This window comes from Pseudonocardia halophobica (assembly GCF_050948485.1).
GTDB lineage: Bacteria > Actinomycetota > Actinomycetes > Mycobacteriales > Pseudonocardiaceae > Pseudonocardia > Pseudonocardia halophobica.
Genome location: NZ_CP192046.1, coordinates 5,335,181 through 5,352,268, shown reverse-complemented (window position 1 = coordinate 5,352,268; position 17,088 = coordinate 5,335,181). Strand labels below are relative to the sequence as shown.

The following is a 17,088-nucleotide window of genomic DNA, read 5'->3' as shown; positions in this document are numbered from 1 at the left end:
GATGCCACTCCACGGTAGGGACGTCTTCCTCGTCGAGGGTGCGCGCACCCCGTTCGGCAAGTCGCACCCGGAGAAGGGCTGGTTCCGCGACACCCACCCCAACGATCTCCTCGGTGCGGTCTACCGCGACCTGCTGGGCCGCGCCGAGATCGCACCGGGTGTCGTCGAGGACTTGGTGGTCGGCTGCACGGCGCCCTTCGGCGAGCAGTCCCGCAACATCGGGCGCAACGCCTGGCTGCAGGAGGGCTACCCGCCCGAGGTGCCCGCCGTCGTGCTGGACCGCCGGTGTGGCTCCGCGCAGACCGCGAGCGAGATGGCGGCCTCGCTGGTCGCCTCCGGCGTGCACGACGTCGTCATCGCGGCCGGGGTCGAGCACATGGGCCACGTGCCGATGAACTCGCCCGCGAAGATCTCCGAGTTCTACGGCGACCCGTGGACCGCGCGGATGTGGGAGCAGTACGACTTCGTGCCCCAGGGCGAGAGCGCAGAGCTGATCGCCGAGCGCTGGGACCTCTCCCGCGAGGAGATGGACGAGTTCGCCGCACGCTCCCACGCGCTCGCGGCCACGGCGATCGAGGCCGGCCGGTTCGACGCCGAGCTGATCGACTGGGAGCTCGACGGGGAGGTCCGCCATAGCGACCAGACCGTTCGGCCCGGCACGACCGCCGAGACCCTGGGCGGGCTGAAGACGGTGTTCCGCAAGGAGAACGGCCGGATCACCGCGGGCACGTCCTCCCCGATCTGCGACGGCGCCGCCGGTGTGCTGGTCGCCTCGCGCGAGGCCGTGGACACCCACGGGCTGACCCCGCGCGCCAAGATCCTCGACCAGACCACCGTGGGCGTGGACCCGGTGATCATGTTGACCGGTCCCATCCCCGCCACGCACAAGATCCTGGAGCGCAACGGGCTGTCCATCGGCGACATCGACCTGTTCGAGGTCAACGAGGCGTTCTCGTCCGTGGTGCTGGCGTGGCAGCGCGAGCTGAAGCCGGACATGGACCGGGTGAACGTCAACGGTGGTGCCATCGCCCTCGGCCACCCCGTCGGCGCGACCGGCGGGCGGCTGCTGGCCACGATCGTCGCCGAGATGGAGCGCCGCGACGTCGAGCTCGGCCTGGTCACCATGTGCTGCGGTGGCGGTCTCGGCACGGCGACCCTGGTGCAGCGAGTCTGATCGTGATCGACCTCCGTGCGCACGTCCGAGCCGGCAGTGGCGTCTGGTGGAGCCAGGCCGGTGCCGAGGCGACTCCGCTGGTCGACGCGCTGCTCGACCAGGTCGCCGAGATCGGGCCGATCCGCGCGTTCAGCGGGCTGAGCTTCAACCGGCGGCTGCGAGCGGTCCCACCGGAGGTCACCCTCGTCTCGTACGGGGCGATGGGGGAGCTACGCAAGGCCCGCGGGCTGCAGGTGGTACCGGCTCACTACTCCGTTCTCCCGCGCTTGTTCGCCGAGCGGGTGCTGCCCGGAGACGTAGGCCTGGTCCAGGTCTCGCCGCCCGGGACGGACGGCGTCTGCTCGCTGGGTATCGGTGTGGACTACGCCGGTGACGCCGTACGGCACAGCCGAGTGCTGATCGGCGAGATCAACCACCGGATGCCCGCGACCACGGGTACACCCGGCATCCCCCTGGACCGCTTCGCGGCGACGATCGAGACGGACAGGCCTGTGCCGCCGGCCCCGGACCGGGCGCCGGACTCCGTCGACGAGGCGATCGCCGCCCGCGTCGCCGAGCTGGTGCAGGACGGGGACACCGTGCAGATGGGCGTCGGCGCCCTGCCCACGGCGATCATGGACGGGCTCGCGGGCCACCGGGATCTCGGCTTCCACTCCGGCATGCTCACGGACGGCGTGCTGCGGCTGGTGGAGAAGGGCGTGCTCACGGGGCGGCGCAAGGAGATCGACGAGGGCCTGCTCGTCACCGGCACCGCCATCGGGTCGGCGGAGCTCTACGCCCGGCTCGGGCAGCTTCCGGTGGTGTTCCGCCCCGCGAGCTACACCCACGACCCCGGTGTGCTCGCCCGGCTGCGCAGCCTCGTCGCGATCAACTCGGCCATCGAGGTGGACCTCTCCGGGCAGGTCAACGGCGAGGCGATCGGAGGACGCTACCTCGGTGGGATCGGCGGCCAGGCAGACTTCTCCGGCGCCGCCGCTCGTACCGGCGCACTGTCGATCATCGCGCTGCGGGCCACCGCCGGCGGCTCCTCGACCATCGTTCCCCGGCTGCACGGGCCGGTGAGCACCGGGCGGGCGGACGTCGACGTCGTCGTCACGGAGCATGGCAAGGCATGGCTGCGCGGCTGCCCGCACGACGAGTACGGCGCGCGGCTCGTCGCCGTCGCCGCCCCCGAGCACCGAGACGCCCTCACCAGAGCACTTCAGGAGGTGTCATGACCAGGGTCCACATCCGCGAGGTCGGGCCGCGCGACGGCTTCCAGAACGAGCCCGAGCGCATCGCGACCGACGACAAGATCCGGCTGATCGAGGCGCTGGCCCGAGCAGGCTTCGAGCGCATCGAGGTGGCCAGCTTCGTCCGGCCCGACGTCATCCCACAGCTGGCGGACGGCGTCGAGGTGCTCAGCCGGATCGACGTGCCCGACCACGTGAAGCTGATGGTGCTGATCCCCAACAGCCGCGGGCTGGACAACGCTCTGAAGGTGCGGGACCGGTTCCACGAGGCGGCCATCTTCGTGTCGGCCTCGGAGACGCACAACAAGAAGAACGTCAACCGCACCGTCGACGAGACGATGGCGGACAACGACGCGATGGCGAAGCGGATCCGGGCCGAGGGCCTGAACTGCGCGGCCGTGGTGGCCACCTCGTTCGGCTGCCCGTACGAGGGGAAGGTCGAGCTCGGCCGGGTGCTGGACCTCGCCGAGCGCTTCGCCGAGGCGGGCGCCACCGAGATCGGCTTCGGGGACACCACCGGGATGTGCAACCCGGCCTACGCCCGCGAGTTCTTCGCCGCGGCCCTCGAACGGCTCCCCGGCGTCGAGGTCACCGCGCACTTCCACAACACCCGCGGCCAGGGCCTCGCCAACGCCTACGCCGCGCTCGAGGCGGGGTGTACCAGCTTCGAGTCCAGCTTCGGCGAGCTCGGCGGCTGCCCGGTGCCCAAGGGCTCCACCGGCAACATCGCCACCGAGGACCTGGTGAGCATGTTCCACGAGATGGGCGTGGAGACCGGGGTCGACCTGCCGAAGGTCATCGAGGCCGCTCGCGAGGCCCAGCGGGTGCTGGGGCGCACGCTGACCAGCCACTCGCTGGTCGCCGGGCCCATCGAGTGGCACCTGCAGGACGCCTGACCACCCCCGCCGTCTGACATCCCCGAGGAAGAGGACCAATGAGCAACCGCACCGCGTTCGTCACCGGCGGCGCCCAGGGCATCGGCCAGGGCATCGCCACCACCCTGGGTGGGCACGGCTTCAAGGTCGCCGTCGTCGACCTGAACCTGGAGGTCGCCCAGGCGACAGCGAAGTCCATCGTCGACACGGGCGGCACCGCGGTCGCCGTGCAGGCCGACGTGACCGACACCGGCGCCGTGCAGGCCGCCGTCAAGACGGTGACCGACGAGCTCGGCCCCATCGAGATCGCGGTGAACAACGCGGGCTGGGACGACTTCATGCCGTTCCTGAAGACCACCGAGGACTTCTGGGACCGCATCCTCGACATCAACTTCAAGGGCATGCTCCGCGTGACCCACGCCGTGGTGCCGGGCATGGTCGAGCGCGGCTTCGGCCGCGTGATCAACATCGGGTCGGACGCCGGCCGGGTCGGCTCCTCGCTGGAGGCCGTCTACTCCGGCGCCAAGGGCGGCACGATCGCGTTCACCAAGACCCTGGCCCGTGAGGTCGCGACGAAGGGCGTCACCGCGAACACGGTGTGCCCCGGCCCGACCGACACCCCGGCGCTGCGCAAGTTCGCGGACGCCTCGGGCCAGGAGGCGGACAAGGTCATCGGCGGGATGACCCGCGCGGTCCCGATGAAGCGCCTCGCCCGGCCCGAGGACGTGGCGGCCGCGGTCGCCTTCTTCGCCTCGGACGCCGCCGGCTACATCACGGGCCAGACGCTGTCCGTCAGCGGCGGCCTGACGATGGCCTGATGCGCGTCAGTGGGCCGCGCCTGCCCGTCGAGTGGGCGGATGTCGGGAAGTCCCTGGGCTACACCGACATCCGGCTCGACCACTCCGGCGACGGCATCGCCAAGATCACGATCTGCAGGCCGGAGGTGCGCAACGCCTTCCGCCCGCAGACCTTGATAGAGATCTCCGACGCCCTGACCCGATCCCGCGAGGACGGGTCGATCGGCGTGATCGTGCTGACGGGGGAGGGGCCGGACGCGTTCTGCTCCGGCGGTGACCAGCGGGTCCGCGGCGACACCGGGTACCTCGAAGAGCCCGGCGGCGTCGGCCGCTTTCACGTCACGGACCTGCAGGTGCAGATCCGCAGGCTCCCCAAGCCCGTGGTCGCCATGGTGGCCGGCTACGCCATCGGCGGCGGGCACGTGCTGCACCTGACCTGCGACCTGACCATCGCCGCGGACAACGCGCGCTTCGGCCAGGTCGGGCCCAAGGTCGGCTCGTTCGACGGCGGCTTCGGCGCCGGGCTCCTGGCCCAACAGGTCGGTCAGAAGCGCGCCAAGGAGTTCTGGCTGCTCTGCGAGCAGTACGACGCCGCCGAGGCCGAGGAGATGGGCCTGGTCAACACCGTCGTCCCGCTCGCCGAGCTGGAGACCGAGACGGTCGCGTGGGCGCGCCGGATGCTCCAGCTCTCCCCGATGGCGCTACGGCTGTGCAAGGCGAGCTTCCACGCCGCAGAGGACGGTCTCGCCGGCATCCAGCAGCTCGCCCACGACACCAACCTGCTCTTCTACGCCACCGAGGAGGCGCAGGAGGGCCGCGAGGCGTACAAGGCCAAGCGCACCCCCGACTTCAGCACGTTCCCGCGCCGGGCTTGAGAGGATTTCGAACCATGAGCTCAGTCGTGAGCTGGGAGGACGCCGGGACGGGTGTCCTCGTCGCGAGGATCGACCGCAAGCCGGCCAACGCGCTCGGCCCGCCCATCATCGACGGGCTGAACGCGCTGCTGGACGAGGCGGAGCGCCGAGACAGCCGGGTGCTGGTGCTGACCTCCGCCATCACCGGCTTCTTCGCCGCGGGCGCGGACATCAAGCACATGGGCACCGTGGACGCGCAGTCCTTCACCGAGTACGGGGACCGGCTGCGGGGCGCCGTCGAGCGGCTCGCGTCGGCGAACCTGATCAGCATCGCCGCCGTCGAGGGCGTTGCTCTGGGTGGCGGTCTGGAGCTGGCCATGGCGTGCACCATGCGTGTGTCCGGGGCCGACGCGAAGTACGGTCTGCCCGAGGTCCGGCTGGGCCTCATCCCGGGCGCGGCCGGCACGCAGCGGCTCCCGCGGCTGGTCGGGCGTGGCCGGGCCATCGACATCATGGCCACCGCGCGCCAGGTGCCCGCGGACGAGGCGGCCTCGATCGGGCTCGTCGACCGGCTCGTGCCCGCCGGTGAGGCCGAGGAGGCCGCGCTCGCGCTCGCCGGGCAGCTCAGCGGCCTGTCGCGGCCCGCGCTCGCCGCCGTGGTCCGCACGGTCGACGCCGCGTTCGACCGCCCCTTCGACGAGGGCAAGCGCTACGAGGTGGAGCAGATCCAGGAGCTCTTCGAGACCGGGGAGGCCCGCGAGGGCATCACCGCCTTCCTGGAGAAGCGCGCCCCGAAGTTCGCCTGATCGACCGGAGGGACGAGCGACGATGCTGGACACCGGGTACGGGCTGACCGTCTTCACGGCGGGACATGGGCCGGACCGCTTCCGCCGCGCGGGCGACCTCGCGCGCGCGGCCGAGGCCGCGGGCTTCTCGGCGGTCTGGGTCAGTGAGCTGTACAACCGCTCCGCGACCGTGCCGATGGCGACACTCGCCCTGGCCACGGAGCGGGTCCGGATCGGGTCCAACATCGCCTACGGCGCCGCGCGGTCACCGATGATCCTGGCCGCCGAGGCCCGTGACCTCGACGAGCTCAGCGGTGGTCGGCTCGTGCTCGGCCTTGGCAACGGGACCGCCGGGATGATGCAGAGCTGGATGGGGGTGGACGGCTCCGCGCCCGCGGTGCGGATGGAGGAGCTCGTCGAGGTCCTGCGCAAGCTCTGGCGCCTGCACGAGGGACCGGTGACCCACGAGGGCCGCTTCTACTCCCTCGCGATCAAGCCGACCATCCCCATCGCCGCGCCGGTGCAGGACCCGCTGCCGATCTGGACCGCGGGCGTCAACCCGCGCATGGTCCGCGCCGCGGGCAAGGTCGCCGACGGGCTCGTCGGCCACCCGATGACGACCGCGGAGTACGTCGAGGAGATCCTGCGCCCCGAGCTCGCCCGCGGGGCCGCCGAGGCGGGCCGGGACGTGCGGGTCGCCGTGTCCGGCACCCGGATCTGCTCGGTGGACGAGGACGAGGAGGCCGCCCGGTCGCGGGCCGCCTTCGCGATCGCCCAGTACGCCGCCGCCCGTGTCTACGACCGTCTGTTCGCCCTGCACGGCTGGTCGGCCGCGCAGGAGACGATCCGCGCCGCGGCCAAGGCGCGGGACGTCGCGGCCATGACCGCCGCCGTCACCGACGACATGGTCGACGCCATGGCCATCGCCTGCAGGCCCGCCGACCTGGTGGGCCTGGCGGCGCGGCACGCCGCACCGTTCGACCACCTGAACCTCACCGCACCACCCTGGGGACTGCAGCCGGAGGAGATCGAGGACGCCACGCGCCGGATCGTCGAGCTGGTGGCAGAGCCGGTCCCCGCCGCAGGCGGGGCTCCGCGCTGAGCGTTCCGCCTACCCCTGCCCGAGCCCGATCGAGAGGACTTCCGATGTCAGCCCCCACGGCACAGACGCCGACCACCTTCCGGCTGGAGCGACCGCGCGAGGGCGTGGTCCTGCTGACCCTCGACCGGCCGGAGAAGTACAACGCGATGACCGCGACGATGTTCGCGGAGCTCGAGACCGCGGCACGGGAGCTGGATCGCGAGGAAGGCCTGCGAGTCGTCATCGTGACCGGTGCGGGCAAGGCGTTCTGCGCGGGATACGACCTCGCGGACGCCGAGAAGCTCGCCGGGCTGGGCGCGCTGGGCATGCTCGACCTGCAGGAGAGCGCCGCCCGTGCGCTGACCGGGATCCGGAGTCTCCGGGTGCCCGTGATCGCCGCGGTCAACGGCGCCGCGGCAGGCGGCGGGCTGGCGCTCGCCCTTGCCGCGGACATCCGGCTGGCCTCGCCGCGGGCGAAGTTCAACGCGGCCTTCGTCAAGATCGGTCTCTCGGCGGGCGACCTGGGCACGTCGTGGCTGCTGCCCCGGCTGGTGGGGCCCGCCGCGGCGGCCGAGTTCGCCTACACCGCCGGGATGTGGGACGCCGCGAGGGCGGAGGAGACCGGGCTGGTGAACCGGGTCGTCCCCGAGGACGAGCTGCTGCCCGCGGCGCTGGCCATGGCCGAGCAGATCTGCGCCAACTCGCCGGGCGGGGTGCAGCTGTCGAAGCGGGCGCTGCACGCGAACATGGAGGTCACGTCCTACGCCGCGGCCCTGGAGCTGGAGAACCGGGGGCAGGCGCTGCTGACCCGCACCAGCGACATGTCGGAGGCGCTGGAGGCGTTCCGCGCCGGTCGCGCCCCGTCCTTCCGGGGGAACTGATGACCGCCACGCTCTCCCAGCCGCTCGTCGAGCTGGAGACCCTGGTCGTCGAGCTCCGCGAGGACGGGGTCGCCGTGCTCACGGTGAACCGGCCCGAGCGGGCGAACTCGCAGACCGTGACGATGTTCCACGAGTTCAACGACGCCGCCCTGGCCCTGCGGGACTGCGGGGCCCGGGCGCTGATCCTGCGCGGAGCGGGGGAGAAGGCCTTCTGCTCGGGCTTCGACCTCGCGGAGGTCGGCGGCATCCAGAAGATGCCGACCCTGGACTTCCTGCGCTTCCAGGAGACCGCCACGGGCGGGCTCGCGGCGATCGCGCAGCTCCCGTTCCCCGTCATCGCCGCGATCCACGGGCCCGCCGTCGGCGGCGGGCTCGCGCTCGCGCTGACCGCGGACATCCGGCTGGCCGCGCCCTCGGCCAAGCTCTCCTGCGCGTTCGTCCGCGTCGGGCTGTCGTGCGGCGAGCTGGGCACCTCCTACGTCCTGACCCGGCTGCTGGGCTACGGCCGCGCGGCCGAGCTCGGCTTCACCGGCCGGATCGTGGAGGCCGCGGAGGCGGCACGGATCGGCCTGGTCAACCGCGTGGTGCCCGCCGAGGAGCTCTTCGCGGAGGCGGACGCGCTCGCCACGGCGATCTCGGGCAACTCGCCCGGAGGCATCCGCATGTCCAAGCGGGCGCTGTTGCGCAACCGAGAGATCTCGTCCTACGCGGCGGCGATCGAGCTGGAGAACCGCGGTCAGTCACTGCTGACCCGCGCCGATGACATGCCCGAGGCGTTGGCGGCCTTCAAGGCGGGCCGCGCGCCCCGCTTCACAGGGAAGTAGCCATGACACTCGCCGACGTGCACATCCCCGACCCGGGCTTCGGCCCGCGGGACGACCTGCGGCACTGGCCCGCTGAGCCCGGCGGCCGGATGCGGGACTCGCTGTTCTACGAGATGATCATGCCCGACGAGCGGCTCGGGCTGCAGGTCTACCTGTTCCTGACCGCGCATGGCAAGGCCGGCTTCAACGTGTCGGTCTGGGGTCCGGACAGCGAGCCCCTGGCGCTGGACCTCGGCGGCGGCCGGGTGCCCGAGGACATGGACCTCGACGACTTCCGCCTCGAGGGCTTGACGATCCGCCAGCCCGAGCTGCGGCGCACCGCCGAGGTGACCTACGAGAGCGAGGACGTCCGGCTGGAGTACCGCTTCGAGGCGGTCCAGGACGCGTTCAGCTACCGCTCCAACCCGGACGGGCTGCCCGAGTGGTTCGCCGCGAACCGGCTCGAGCAGACCGGCCGCGTGTCCGGCTTCCTCGAGGTGGCGGGCCGGCGCGTCGAGTGGGACCGGCGGATGGGACACCGTGACCACTCCTGGGGCAACCGGGACTGGGGCGTGCCGCACCACTGGAAGTGGTTCGTGGCCTACACCGACTCCGGCCGCGCGATCAACGGCTGGATCTGGATCGCGGGCGGCGAATGGGGCTTCGCGGGCTCGGTGCTGAAGGACGGCGTGACGATCCCCGTCTCACACATCGAGCAGAAGGCCGCCTACCACGACGACATGTCGCAGAAGCGGCTCGAGGTCACCCTCGTCGACACCGCCGGAGGTCGGACCGAGGTGGTCTTCGAGCGCTTCGGCCTGGTCAAGCTGCCCACCGGGGACAAGATGGGCACCGAGATCTGGGAGTCCGCCTGCGACGCCACGATCGACGGCGAGCCCGGAGCGGGGCAGTGGGAGACGCACTGGCCGCAGGAGTACCTGGGCCATCTCGTGGAGAGCAGGCGGCGTGGCATCTTCTGACGGCTGGCCGGCGGGAGTCCTGGAGCGGTTCCTCGCCGGGATCGTCGACGGGCCGCTCACCGTGCGCCCGATCGGGGACGGCCACTCCAACCTGACCTACCTGGTCAGCGGGAGCCGGTCGGTCGTCGTCCGGCGCCCGCCCCCGCCGCCCCTGCCGCCGGGCGCCCACGACGTGCTGCGCGAGGCCCGGCTGCTCCGCGGCCTCGCCGGCACGGGCGTGCCGGTGCCCGAGGTGCTGGCAACGGCCGAGGCCGGAGAGGTGATCGACAGCCCGCTGTACGTGATGAGCCACGTCGAGGGCTCGGTGGTCACCACCCGTACGCCGGACCCGTTGGCGACCCCCGCCCAGCGCCGCGCAATCGGCGAGAGCCTCGTCGAGGCGTTGGCCCGGGTGCACGCGGTGGACTGGCGCACCGCCGGGCTCGAGGACATGGGGCGGCCGGAGGGGTTCAACCTGCGCCACCTCAAGCGAATGCGCCGCCTGGTTGCCTATGCCGACGGCGCGCTGCCCGAGGCCTTCGCGGAGGTCGACGCCTGGCTCGAGCGGAACGCTCCGCCGGAGTCGGGGGAGTCACTGGTGCACAACGACTTCCGCCTCGGCAATGTGATCCTCGGACCGGACGCCCCCGGCCGCGTGGTCGCCGTGCTGGACTGGGAGCTCGCCACGCTGGGCGACCCGCTCTTCGACGTCGGCTACTTCCTGGCCTCGTGGCCGGTGCCGGGCGAGCGCCCGACGCCCACGGGCGCGTTCGCCACCGCGGTCCTCGAGGAGGGCTACCCCACCCGGGAGGAGCTCGCCGAGCGGTACGCGGCGGTCACCGGCCGCGACCTGTCCCAGCTGCGCTGGTACACCACGATGGCGCTCTGGAAGCTCGCAGTGCTCTATGAGTACAGCCATTGCCGTGCCCTCCACAGCGGCGGCGACCCATACTACGCCGACCCCACCCTCGTCACGGCCTTCCTCGATGCGGCGAAGAAGACGATCAGCCGGTAGCTCCGTCAGACTCAGCCAGCGAAATCTCGACGCGGACGTCCGCCCCCGATCCGGCGGGACTGAGGATCAACTGCTCCCTACCCGCAACGGCGCCGATCCGTGCCTCGACATCGACGAAGCGATAGAGGACGTTCGGAATGGTGATGAGGCCGTTCGCAACCTCCGATTTGAACTCCGCCACCATATCGAACGCCCCATGCTCGGTGACGTGATCCACGATCTCGTGGAGGTCAGAGCCTTCCAGCTCCAGCCCTATCATCGGCGACCGCTGCCCGAGTATGTGGCCGCGAAGGAGCGATGCGATGCGGAGAGCGTGGTTGACGGGTGCAGGATCACCATCTTCCGGTGCGGTCAGGCGCAGGGCCACGTCGGCGTAGTCCTGGAGCTCATCCAGCGCCTCCGCATAGTGCTGGAGCCAGAGCCCGACAGGAGGTTCGTCGATGTCGCTGAGATCCGCCACGTCGGTGTAGGGTCCACTGAACTCCTGCGCCATCACGAGCTTGCGGGGGCGAGCCAGCGCTCGGAGGAACCGAATCTCGTCCAACGCCCGGGCCGCGATGACACCTTTCCAGGCGAATCTGAGGTTGAAACCGCCGCCGTAGATGTCGGGGCCTTTCCCTTCAGCGGGCTCGCCTCGCTGGTTCAGGGTGATCAGACCGGAGTCGCTCTCGAGGTCGGCTGAGAATCCTTGCCCGGACACGCCTTTGCTGAAACGCCGGACAGTGAAGAAAGCCGTGGCGACCCGCTCTCCGGACTGCTCGGCGGCGATGAACCGAATTCGATTCCCCTGCGCGATGGCAGGCGTCCAGATGTTGACGTGCATCGGCTGTTTCTCGATCTTCCCCGACAGCGGGTCGTCGATGGACACCGAGGCGAACTCCGCGGTCACCGAGATGTCCTCCCCGTACAGCCTGAACCGATCCACGGATTCCCGGACAGCGTCGTTCCCCTCCGGCACGCGAAAGCTGACGGTCGTCGTGATCGGACGGTCTTCCACCGCCTGCGCGTACCGTGCGCGGACGTCGATGCGTAGAGCCGGTCCGCCGTCCCTGCCAACGAACTCGCTCATGACCGCCGACGGAGGCGCCGTCGTGAAGTCCGGCTCGCCGCTCAGGACGGCGAAATCGTACAGATAGTGAGGGTCCGCCGAGTTCAGCCTCTCGAACACCGGCAAGATGTTCCTGTACACCCCTTCAGGGGACAGGCCGGCGGCTCCGTCCCCGAGATCAGCAGGTCGGAGACTCAGTGCCGTGCGGACGAGTTCGTGAATCCGTTCTTGGCCACCGAGAACGTAGTAGTCGACGACGTCGCGATACTTCGCGCAGAGCCCGTCGAGGAACTCCCTCCCCTTCCAGCGCACGGCGACGTCGGTTCCGGCGAACAGCCCGACAAGCCAATCGTGGTCGCCCTCGGAAGGGTTCACCGGCAGCGTCAGGTGCCATTTGCGGACACGCAGATCATCGTTGTCGATCTTGGCGCGAAGTCGTTCCGCCGACTTCTTGATCTTGCTCTTCTGGTCGGACTTCAGCGGCTCGAAGTACTTCTTGATCTGGTAAACCTCATAAATCGCCGGGTTGTCCGACACGGGCACGATGACGTCGATTCCACCGTCCCCCTGTGTGGTACGTCGACGTACGCCGTCCGGGAATTCGCGGAGCAGCATGACCGACACGAACTTCTCGGTGCGGTCGCCGTCGAAGTCGTGCCATGGGACCGGGATCACGACTAGATCGTATCTCGGAGCCTCATCAGGAACGCTGCGCCTTGCTGGCCGCGCTCGCGGCCTTGCTCTTCTCCTTGGCCGCGGCCCAGTCCTCCGCGGTCATCGAGGTGAGTCCGGCGAAGGTGCCGGGGCCGGCGAGCATCTGGCCGCCGTCCATGGCGATGGTCTGGCCGGTCAGGTAGTCACAGGCATCGGAGAGCAGGAAGATGGTGAGGTTCGCCAGCTCCTCGATGGTTCCGGTGCGGCCCATGGGGATCGCGTCCGCCTGGGTGGCCCCGACGGAGCTCTTCTCGGTGGGGTTGAGCATCTCCCAGGCGTAGTCGGTGGGGATCGGGCCGGGGGCCAGCGCGTTGAGCCGGATCCCGTACCGCGCCCACTCGACGGCCAGCGACATCGTCATCGAGTGCACGGCGGCCTTGGCCATCGCCGAGGGCGTGACGAACGCGGAGCCCGTCCACACCCAGGTGGTGAGCGTGGAGAGCACGCTGCCGGGCAGGCCCGCGGCGATCCAGCGCCTGCCCGCCGAGTTGGTGGTGTGGAAGGAGCCCTTCATCACCGTGCTGCTCACCGCGTCGAACGCCCGGGGGCTCAACGACTCGGTGGGGGCGATGAAGTTGGCGGCGGCGTTGTTGATGACGCTGGTCAGGGGGCCGTGCTCCTGCCAGAGCGCCTCCATGACGGCGTCGACGCCGTCCCCGTCGCGAACGTCGACGGTCTGCACGTGCACGCTGCCAGGGCGGGACACGGAGGCCTCGGCGGCCGCCTCCTCCAGCACGGCCTGCCTGCGGCCCCAGAGGTGCACGGTGGCGCCGTGGTCGACGAGGTGCCGCGCCACGCCGCGGCCCAGCCCCGTCCCGCCGCCAGTGATCAGGACGCTCTTGCCCGCCAGCACGTCCGGGGCGAACGGGCTCTTCTTCGAGGTGCTCATGCTGGTCTCCTCCTACAGCCCGAGGCTGCGGCTGATGATCTCGCGTTGGATCTCGTTGGTGCCGCCGTAGATGGGCGGGGCCAGTGCTTTGCGGACCTGGGCCTCCATCCCGTACTCGCGGGCGTAGCCGTACCCGCCCATGAGCTGCACGGCCTCGAGCGCGGTCTGCTTGGCGGCCTCGGTGCACCGGATCTTGGCGGTGGAGCTGTCCCGCGACAGGTCGGCCTCGTCGCCCGCGTCGAGCCGGTCCGCGACGTCGTAGAGGAACGAGCGGCACAGGGCGATCTCGGTCGCGAGGTCCGCGATGCGGTGCCGCACCGCCTGGAAGCTGCCGATGGTGCGGCCGAACTGCTCGCGCTGGGTGACGTAGCCGAGCAGGTCGTCGAACGAGCGCTCGGCCGCGCCGAGGCTCGACGCAGCGATGATCAACCGCTCCACGCCGAGCCCGCGGTTGAGCTGGCGCCAGGCGCCCCCGACGGTCCCGACGACGGCCTCGACCGGCACCCGGACGTCGGTGAAGTACACGTCGTTGACGGTGTGGCCGTACATCGTGTCGATGGGCCGGACGTCGATCCCGGCAGTGTCGGCGGGGACCATCAGCAGCGTCAGGCCGTCGTGCTTGCGCTCCGAGGCGTCCGTGCGGACGAGGACGAGGACGTGGCGGGCGAGGTGCGCCGCCGTGGTCCAGGTCTTCTGCCCGTCCAGGACGAAGTGGTCGCCGTCGCGCACCGCGGGCATCCGGGCCGACGCGAGGTCGGACCCGGCGCCGGGCTCGCTCAGCGCGATCGACTCGAAGTTCCCTGCGCAGATGGACGCGACGATGGTCCGCTTCTGCTCGTCGGTGCCCCAGTGCAGGTAGGTCTGCGCGGCCGTAAGGCCGGTGCCGTAGGCCGTCGCGGGCGCAAGCCCGCGGCCGGTCTCCTCCAGGAAGAGGCACTCGTCGACGAACGAGCCGCCCTGGCCGCCGTGCTCGGCGGGCAGGGAGATCCCCAGCCAGCCGAGCTCGGCGAACCTGCGGAGCAGCGCGGGGCTGTCCGCCAGCGTGCCGCCCTCGGTGAGGGCGGCACGCTGCTCGGGTGAGCCGCACTCCTTCGCGCAGAACGCCCGGACGGCGTCGGCGAAGCCGCGCTGCTCCGCGGAGAAGCGCATCTCAGTGGGTGCGGTAGCTGCCGAAGTTCGGCGGGCGCTTCTCGTTGAAGGCGGTGATGCCCTCCTTGGCCTCCTCGGTCTCGCCGAAGAGCTTCAGGGTGGTGTACGCCATGTTGCCGATGCTGATCAGGTGCTCGGTGTCGGTGTTGAAGGACTGCTTGAGCACCTTCAGCGCGGTGGGGGAGTAGGAGTTCATGGTGTCCGCCCACTCGCGGACCGCGCTGCGCAGCTCGGCGGCCGGGACGACCCGGTTGACCAGGCCCCACTCCAGGGCCTCCTGCGCCGAGAGCCTGCGCAGCATGAACCAGATCTCGCGCGCGCGCTTCTCGCCGACGACGCGGGCGAGGTAGCCCGAGCCGAGACCGGCGTCGAACGAGCCGACCTTGGGGCCGTTCTGGCCGAAGGTGGCGGTGTCCGCTGCGATCGTGAGGTCGGCCAGCACGTGGAGCACGTGGCCGCCGCCGATGGCGATGCCGTTGACCGCCGCGACGACCGGCTTCGGCACGTCCCGGATGACCCGGTGCAGCGCCTCGACCTCGAACAGGCCGGACTCCGAGGGGCCGTAGTCCCCGGACTCCATCCGCTGCTTCTGGTCCCCGCCGGAGCAGAAGGCCTTCTCGCCCGCTCCGGTCAGGGCGATCACGCCCACCTCGTCGTCCGCCCAGGCGAACTTGAAGGCGAGCACCAGCTCGTCCACCGTCCGTGCCCGGAAGGCGTTGTACCGGTCGGGGCGGTTGATGGTGATCCACGCGAGGCCGTTGTCGACCTCGTAGGTGATGTCGGTGAACTCCTCGGGCTTCATGCTGGCCCCTTCCTCGGCGATGAGTGAGCGTCGGGCCGGACGCTGGCGGCTGTGAACCGCCGTTATCGACGTCCGGTTTCTTCCCTACCTGGGCGCGGGCACGCCGCAGAACGACGGTTCGCACCCGGCGGTTGAGTTTTGGCCAGACCTTTATATCATCGAGCCGAACAACCGGGAACGGCCTGTGCCGGGAACCGGGTCACACGACATCCGGTGGGCGGGATGACGAACACGACAGCGCGGTCGGGCGGCAACACGGACCTGACCCTCGAGGAGGCGCACTTCCGCGCCCGGGTCGCGCAGCGCCGCGAGCTCGCGGACGGAGTGGTCGGTCTGACCCTCGTCGCCGAGCACGGCGGTCTGCTGCCCCCGTGGCGCCCGGGCGCCCACATCGACTTGGTGCTCGACGAGGGTCTGGTCCGCCAGTACTCCCTGTGCGGCGACCCCGGGGACCGGACCTCCTACGAGGTAGGTGTCCTCCTCGAGCCGGAGGGCCGCGGCGGGTCCCGCTGGATCCACGAAAAGCTGCACCCCGACGTGGTCGTCGACGTGCGCGGCCCGCGGAACCACTTCCGCCTCGAGGACGCGCAGTCCTACGTCTTCGTGGCGGGCGGCATCGGGATCACCCCGATCCTGGCGATGGTCGGGGAGGCGGAGCGGGCGGGCCGCCCGTGGACGCTCTTCTACGGCGGGCGCACGCGCTCCTCGATGGCGTACGCCGACCGGCTCGAGGTCCACGGTCCGGCGGTGCGGCTGTGGCCGCAGGACGAGCACGGGCTGATCGACCTGCCCACGGTGCTCGCCGACCCCGCGCCCGGCGCCGCCGTCTACACCTGCGGGCCGGAACCGCTCCTGCGCGCAGTCGAGGAGCAGTGCGCGGCGCACTGGCCCGCGGGCAGCCTCCACCTCGAGCGCTTCTCCGCCAAGGAGGTGGACAAGACCGGCGACACGCCCTTCGAGATCGAGCTGACCGACGGGCGGGTGCTAGAGGTCCCGGCCGACCGTTCGGCGCTCGAGGTGTTGGAGGACGCCGGGTTCGACATCCTCTCCTCCTGCCGCGAGGGCACCTGCGGCACCTGTGAGGTGGAGATCGTCGAGGGCGAGGCCGACCACCGCGACACCGTCCTGACCGCGGACGAGCAGGCGGAGAACACGTGCATGATGGTGTGCGTCTCGCGCGCCGCGTGCGCCCGACTGAAGCTCGACCTGTGAACGCGCCGGTCCGCTACGAGGCGGACGAGCACGGCGTCGCCACCCTGACGCTCGACCGACCCGAGTCCCGCAACGCTCTGAGCGACGAGATGCTCGACGCGCTCCTCGAGGCGCTGCACCGCGCCCGCGCGGACGACGCGGTGCGGGTCGTGGTGCTGGCCTCCGCCCACGACCGGGTCTTCTCAGCGGGCGGCGACCTCAAGGCCTTCGCCTCGGACGTCCCGACCGTGACCAAGTACGCGGGCCTCGACCGCTTCCCGCGGCTCTACACGGCGCTCGGCGAGCTGGGCAAGCCGGTGATCTGCGCCGCGGGCGGGGATGTGCTGGCGGGTGCTTTCGGCCTCGCCCTGGCTTGTGACCTGGTGATCGCCCGGCGCGGGGTGCGGTTCGGCTGCCCCGAGATCAACGTGGGCGTCTTCCCGTTCATGATCTCCGCGCTCATCTACCGCTCGGTCGACCGGATGAAGGCCAACGAGCTGATGATGCTCGGCGACCCGGTCGACCCGGTCGACGCGGACGAAGCGGCCCGGCTGGGGTTCGTGAACGTCGTCGTGGAGGCCGAGGACTTCGAGGCCACGGTGCAGGACTGGGCACACCGGGTCTCCGCGAAGTCCCCGCTGCTCATGCGGCTGGGCAAGGACGCGATTGCCGCGACCCGCGACATGGCCCTCCCCGAGGCCCTCGACGCGTTGCGCTCGCGGCTCGCGCTCGCCTTCACCACCGAGGACATCCAGGAGGGCGTCGCGGCGTTCCGGGGGAAGCGCGACCCCGTTTGGCGGATGCGGTAGGCGGGCCCGTGACCCGGCCGGACGGTCCCG

17 protein-coding genes are annotated in these 17,088 nt (G+C 71.0%); 13 read left to right on the top strand and 4 right to left on the bottom strand.

Going from position 1 to position 17,088, the window contains the following annotated elements; all coding sequences use genetic code 11:
• The first annotated feature begins 1 nt into the window (after position 1).
• The 11 genes from ACQP04_RS25380 to ACQP04_RS25330 are packed head-to-tail and all read left to right on the top strand — an operon-like array spanning position 2 to position 10,456.
• Positions 2 to 1,174, top strand: a complete 1,173-nt coding sequence (locus tag ACQP04_RS25380; protein ID WP_433503069.1) for a thiolase family protein — start codon at positions 2 to 4, stop codon at positions 1,172 to 1,174.
• 2 nt (positions 1,175 to 1,176) lie between these two features.
• The gene (locus ACQP04_RS25375; RefSeq protein WP_433503068.1) at positions 1,177 to 2,391 is read left to right on the top strand and encodes an acetyl-CoA hydrolase/transferase family protein; all 1,215 of its coding nucleotides are present in this window, start codon (positions 1,177 to 1,179) and stop codon (positions 2,389 to 2,391) included.
• Positions 2,388 to 3,302 carry a hydroxymethylglutaryl-CoA lyase gene (locus ACQP04_RS25370; RefSeq protein WP_433503067.1) on the top strand — a complete coding sequence of 305 codons (915 nt, stop codon included), beginning with the start codon at positions 2,388 to 2,390 and terminating at the stop codon, positions 3,300 to 3,302. The genes ACQP04_RS25375 and ACQP04_RS25370 overlap by 4 nt, the downstream gene beginning before the upstream one ends.
• Positions 3,303 to 3,340: 38 nt before the next feature.
• Positions 3,341 to 4,099, top strand: a complete 759-nt coding sequence (locus ACQP04_RS25365; RefSeq protein WP_433503066.1) for an SDR family NAD(P)-dependent oxidoreductase — start codon at positions 3,341 to 3,343, stop codon at positions 4,097 to 4,099.
• Entirely contained in the window at positions 4,099 to 4,953 is an 855-nt protein-coding gene (gene menB, locus ACQP04_RS25360) for a 1,4-dihydroxy-2-naphthoyl-CoA synthase (RefSeq protein WP_433503065.1), read from the top strand. Before ACQP04_RS25365 ends, menB begins: the two co-directional genes overlap by 1 nt.
• Positions 4,954 to 4,967: 14 nt before the next feature.
• Positions 4,968 to 5,738 (top strand): enoyl-CoA hydratase-related protein, encoded by a 771-nt coding sequence (locus ACQP04_RS25355; protein ID WP_433503064.1) that lies wholly within the window; start codon positions 4,968 to 4,970, stop codon positions 5,736 to 5,738.
• A 22-nt stretch (positions 5,739 to 5,760) separates the two neighbouring features.
• Entirely contained in the window at positions 5,761 to 6,819 is a 1,059-nt protein-coding gene (locus ACQP04_RS25350) for an LLM class flavin-dependent oxidoreductase (RefSeq protein ID WP_433503063.1), read from the top strand.
• A gap of 44 nt (positions 6,820 to 6,863) precedes the next feature.
• Positions 6,864 to 7,679: an enoyl-CoA hydratase/isomerase family protein gene (locus ACQP04_RS25345; protein ID WP_433503062.1), complete on the top strand. Its 816-nt coding sequence runs from the start codon at positions 6,864 to 6,866 to the stop codon at positions 7,677 to 7,679.
• Positions 7,679 to 8,503 carry an enoyl-CoA hydratase/isomerase family protein gene (locus ACQP04_RS25340; RefSeq protein WP_433503061.1) on the top strand — a complete coding sequence of 275 codons (825 nt, stop codon included), beginning with the start codon at positions 7,679 to 7,681 and terminating at the stop codon, positions 8,501 to 8,503. The genes ACQP04_RS25345 and ACQP04_RS25340 overlap by 1 nt, the downstream gene beginning before the upstream one ends.
• Before the next feature lie 2 nt (positions 8,504 to 8,505).
• Positions 8,506 to 9,462, top strand: a complete 957-nt coding sequence (locus tag ACQP04_RS25335) for a DUF7064 domain-containing protein (protein WP_433503060.1) — start codon at positions 8,506 to 8,508, stop codon at positions 9,460 to 9,462.
• Complete coding sequence (locus ACQP04_RS25330; protein ID WP_433503059.1) at positions 9,449 to 10,456, top strand: phosphotransferase family protein; 1,008 nt, start codon at positions 9,449 to 9,451, stop codon at positions 10,454 to 10,456. The genes ACQP04_RS25335 and ACQP04_RS25330 overlap by 14 nt, the downstream gene beginning before the upstream one ends.
• Here the strand turns inward: ACQP04_RS25330 and ACQP04_RS25325 are convergent.
• From ACQP04_RS25325 to ACQP04_RS25310, 4 genes are read right to left on the bottom strand one after another with little or no spacing between them, the layout of a single operon-like run.
• Positions 10,446 to 12,179, bottom strand: coding sequence for a hypothetical protein (locus tag ACQP04_RS25325; protein WP_433503058.1), 1,734 nt, complete (start codon positions 12,177 to 12,179; stop codon positions 10,446 to 10,448). The genes ACQP04_RS25330 and ACQP04_RS25325 overlap by 11 nt on opposite strands.
• Before the next feature lie 25 nt (positions 12,180 to 12,204).
• On the bottom strand, positions 12,205 to 13,107 hold the full coding sequence (locus ACQP04_RS25320; protein ID WP_433503057.1) for an SDR family oxidoreductase: 903 nt from the start codon (positions 13,105 to 13,107) through the stop codon (positions 12,205 to 12,207).
• Between the two features lie 12 nt (positions 13,108 to 13,119).
• Positions 13,120 to 14,256, bottom strand: a complete 1,137-nt coding sequence (locus tag ACQP04_RS25315) for an acyl-CoA dehydrogenase family protein (RefSeq protein ID WP_433503056.1) — start codon at positions 14,254 to 14,256, stop codon at positions 13,120 to 13,122.
• Between the two features lies 1 nt (position 14,257).
• The gene (locus ACQP04_RS25310; RefSeq protein ID WP_433503055.1) at positions 14,258 to 15,058 is read right to left on the bottom strand and encodes an enoyl-CoA hydratase-related protein; all 801 of its coding nucleotides are present in this window, start codon (positions 15,056 to 15,058) and stop codon (positions 14,258 to 14,260) included.
• Between the two features lie 222 nt (positions 15,059 to 15,280).
• Between ACQP04_RS25310 and ACQP04_RS25305 the strand changes: the two genes are divergently transcribed.
• Both ACQP04_RS25305 and ACQP04_RS25300 read left to right on the top strand, forming a co-directional pair.
• Positions 15,281 to 16,270 carry a PDR/VanB family oxidoreductase gene (locus ACQP04_RS25305; RefSeq protein WP_433503054.1) on the top strand — a complete coding sequence of 330 codons (990 nt, stop codon included), beginning with the start codon at positions 15,281 to 15,283 and terminating at the stop codon, positions 16,268 to 16,270.
• A complete protein-coding gene (locus ACQP04_RS25300; RefSeq protein WP_433503053.1) occupies positions 16,267 to 17,058 on the top strand; it encodes an enoyl-CoA hydratase/isomerase family protein in 792 nt (263 codons plus the stop codon). The genes ACQP04_RS25305 and ACQP04_RS25300 overlap by 4 nt, the downstream gene beginning before the upstream one ends.
• The last annotated feature ends 30 nt before the right edge of the window (positions 17,059 to 17,088 follow it).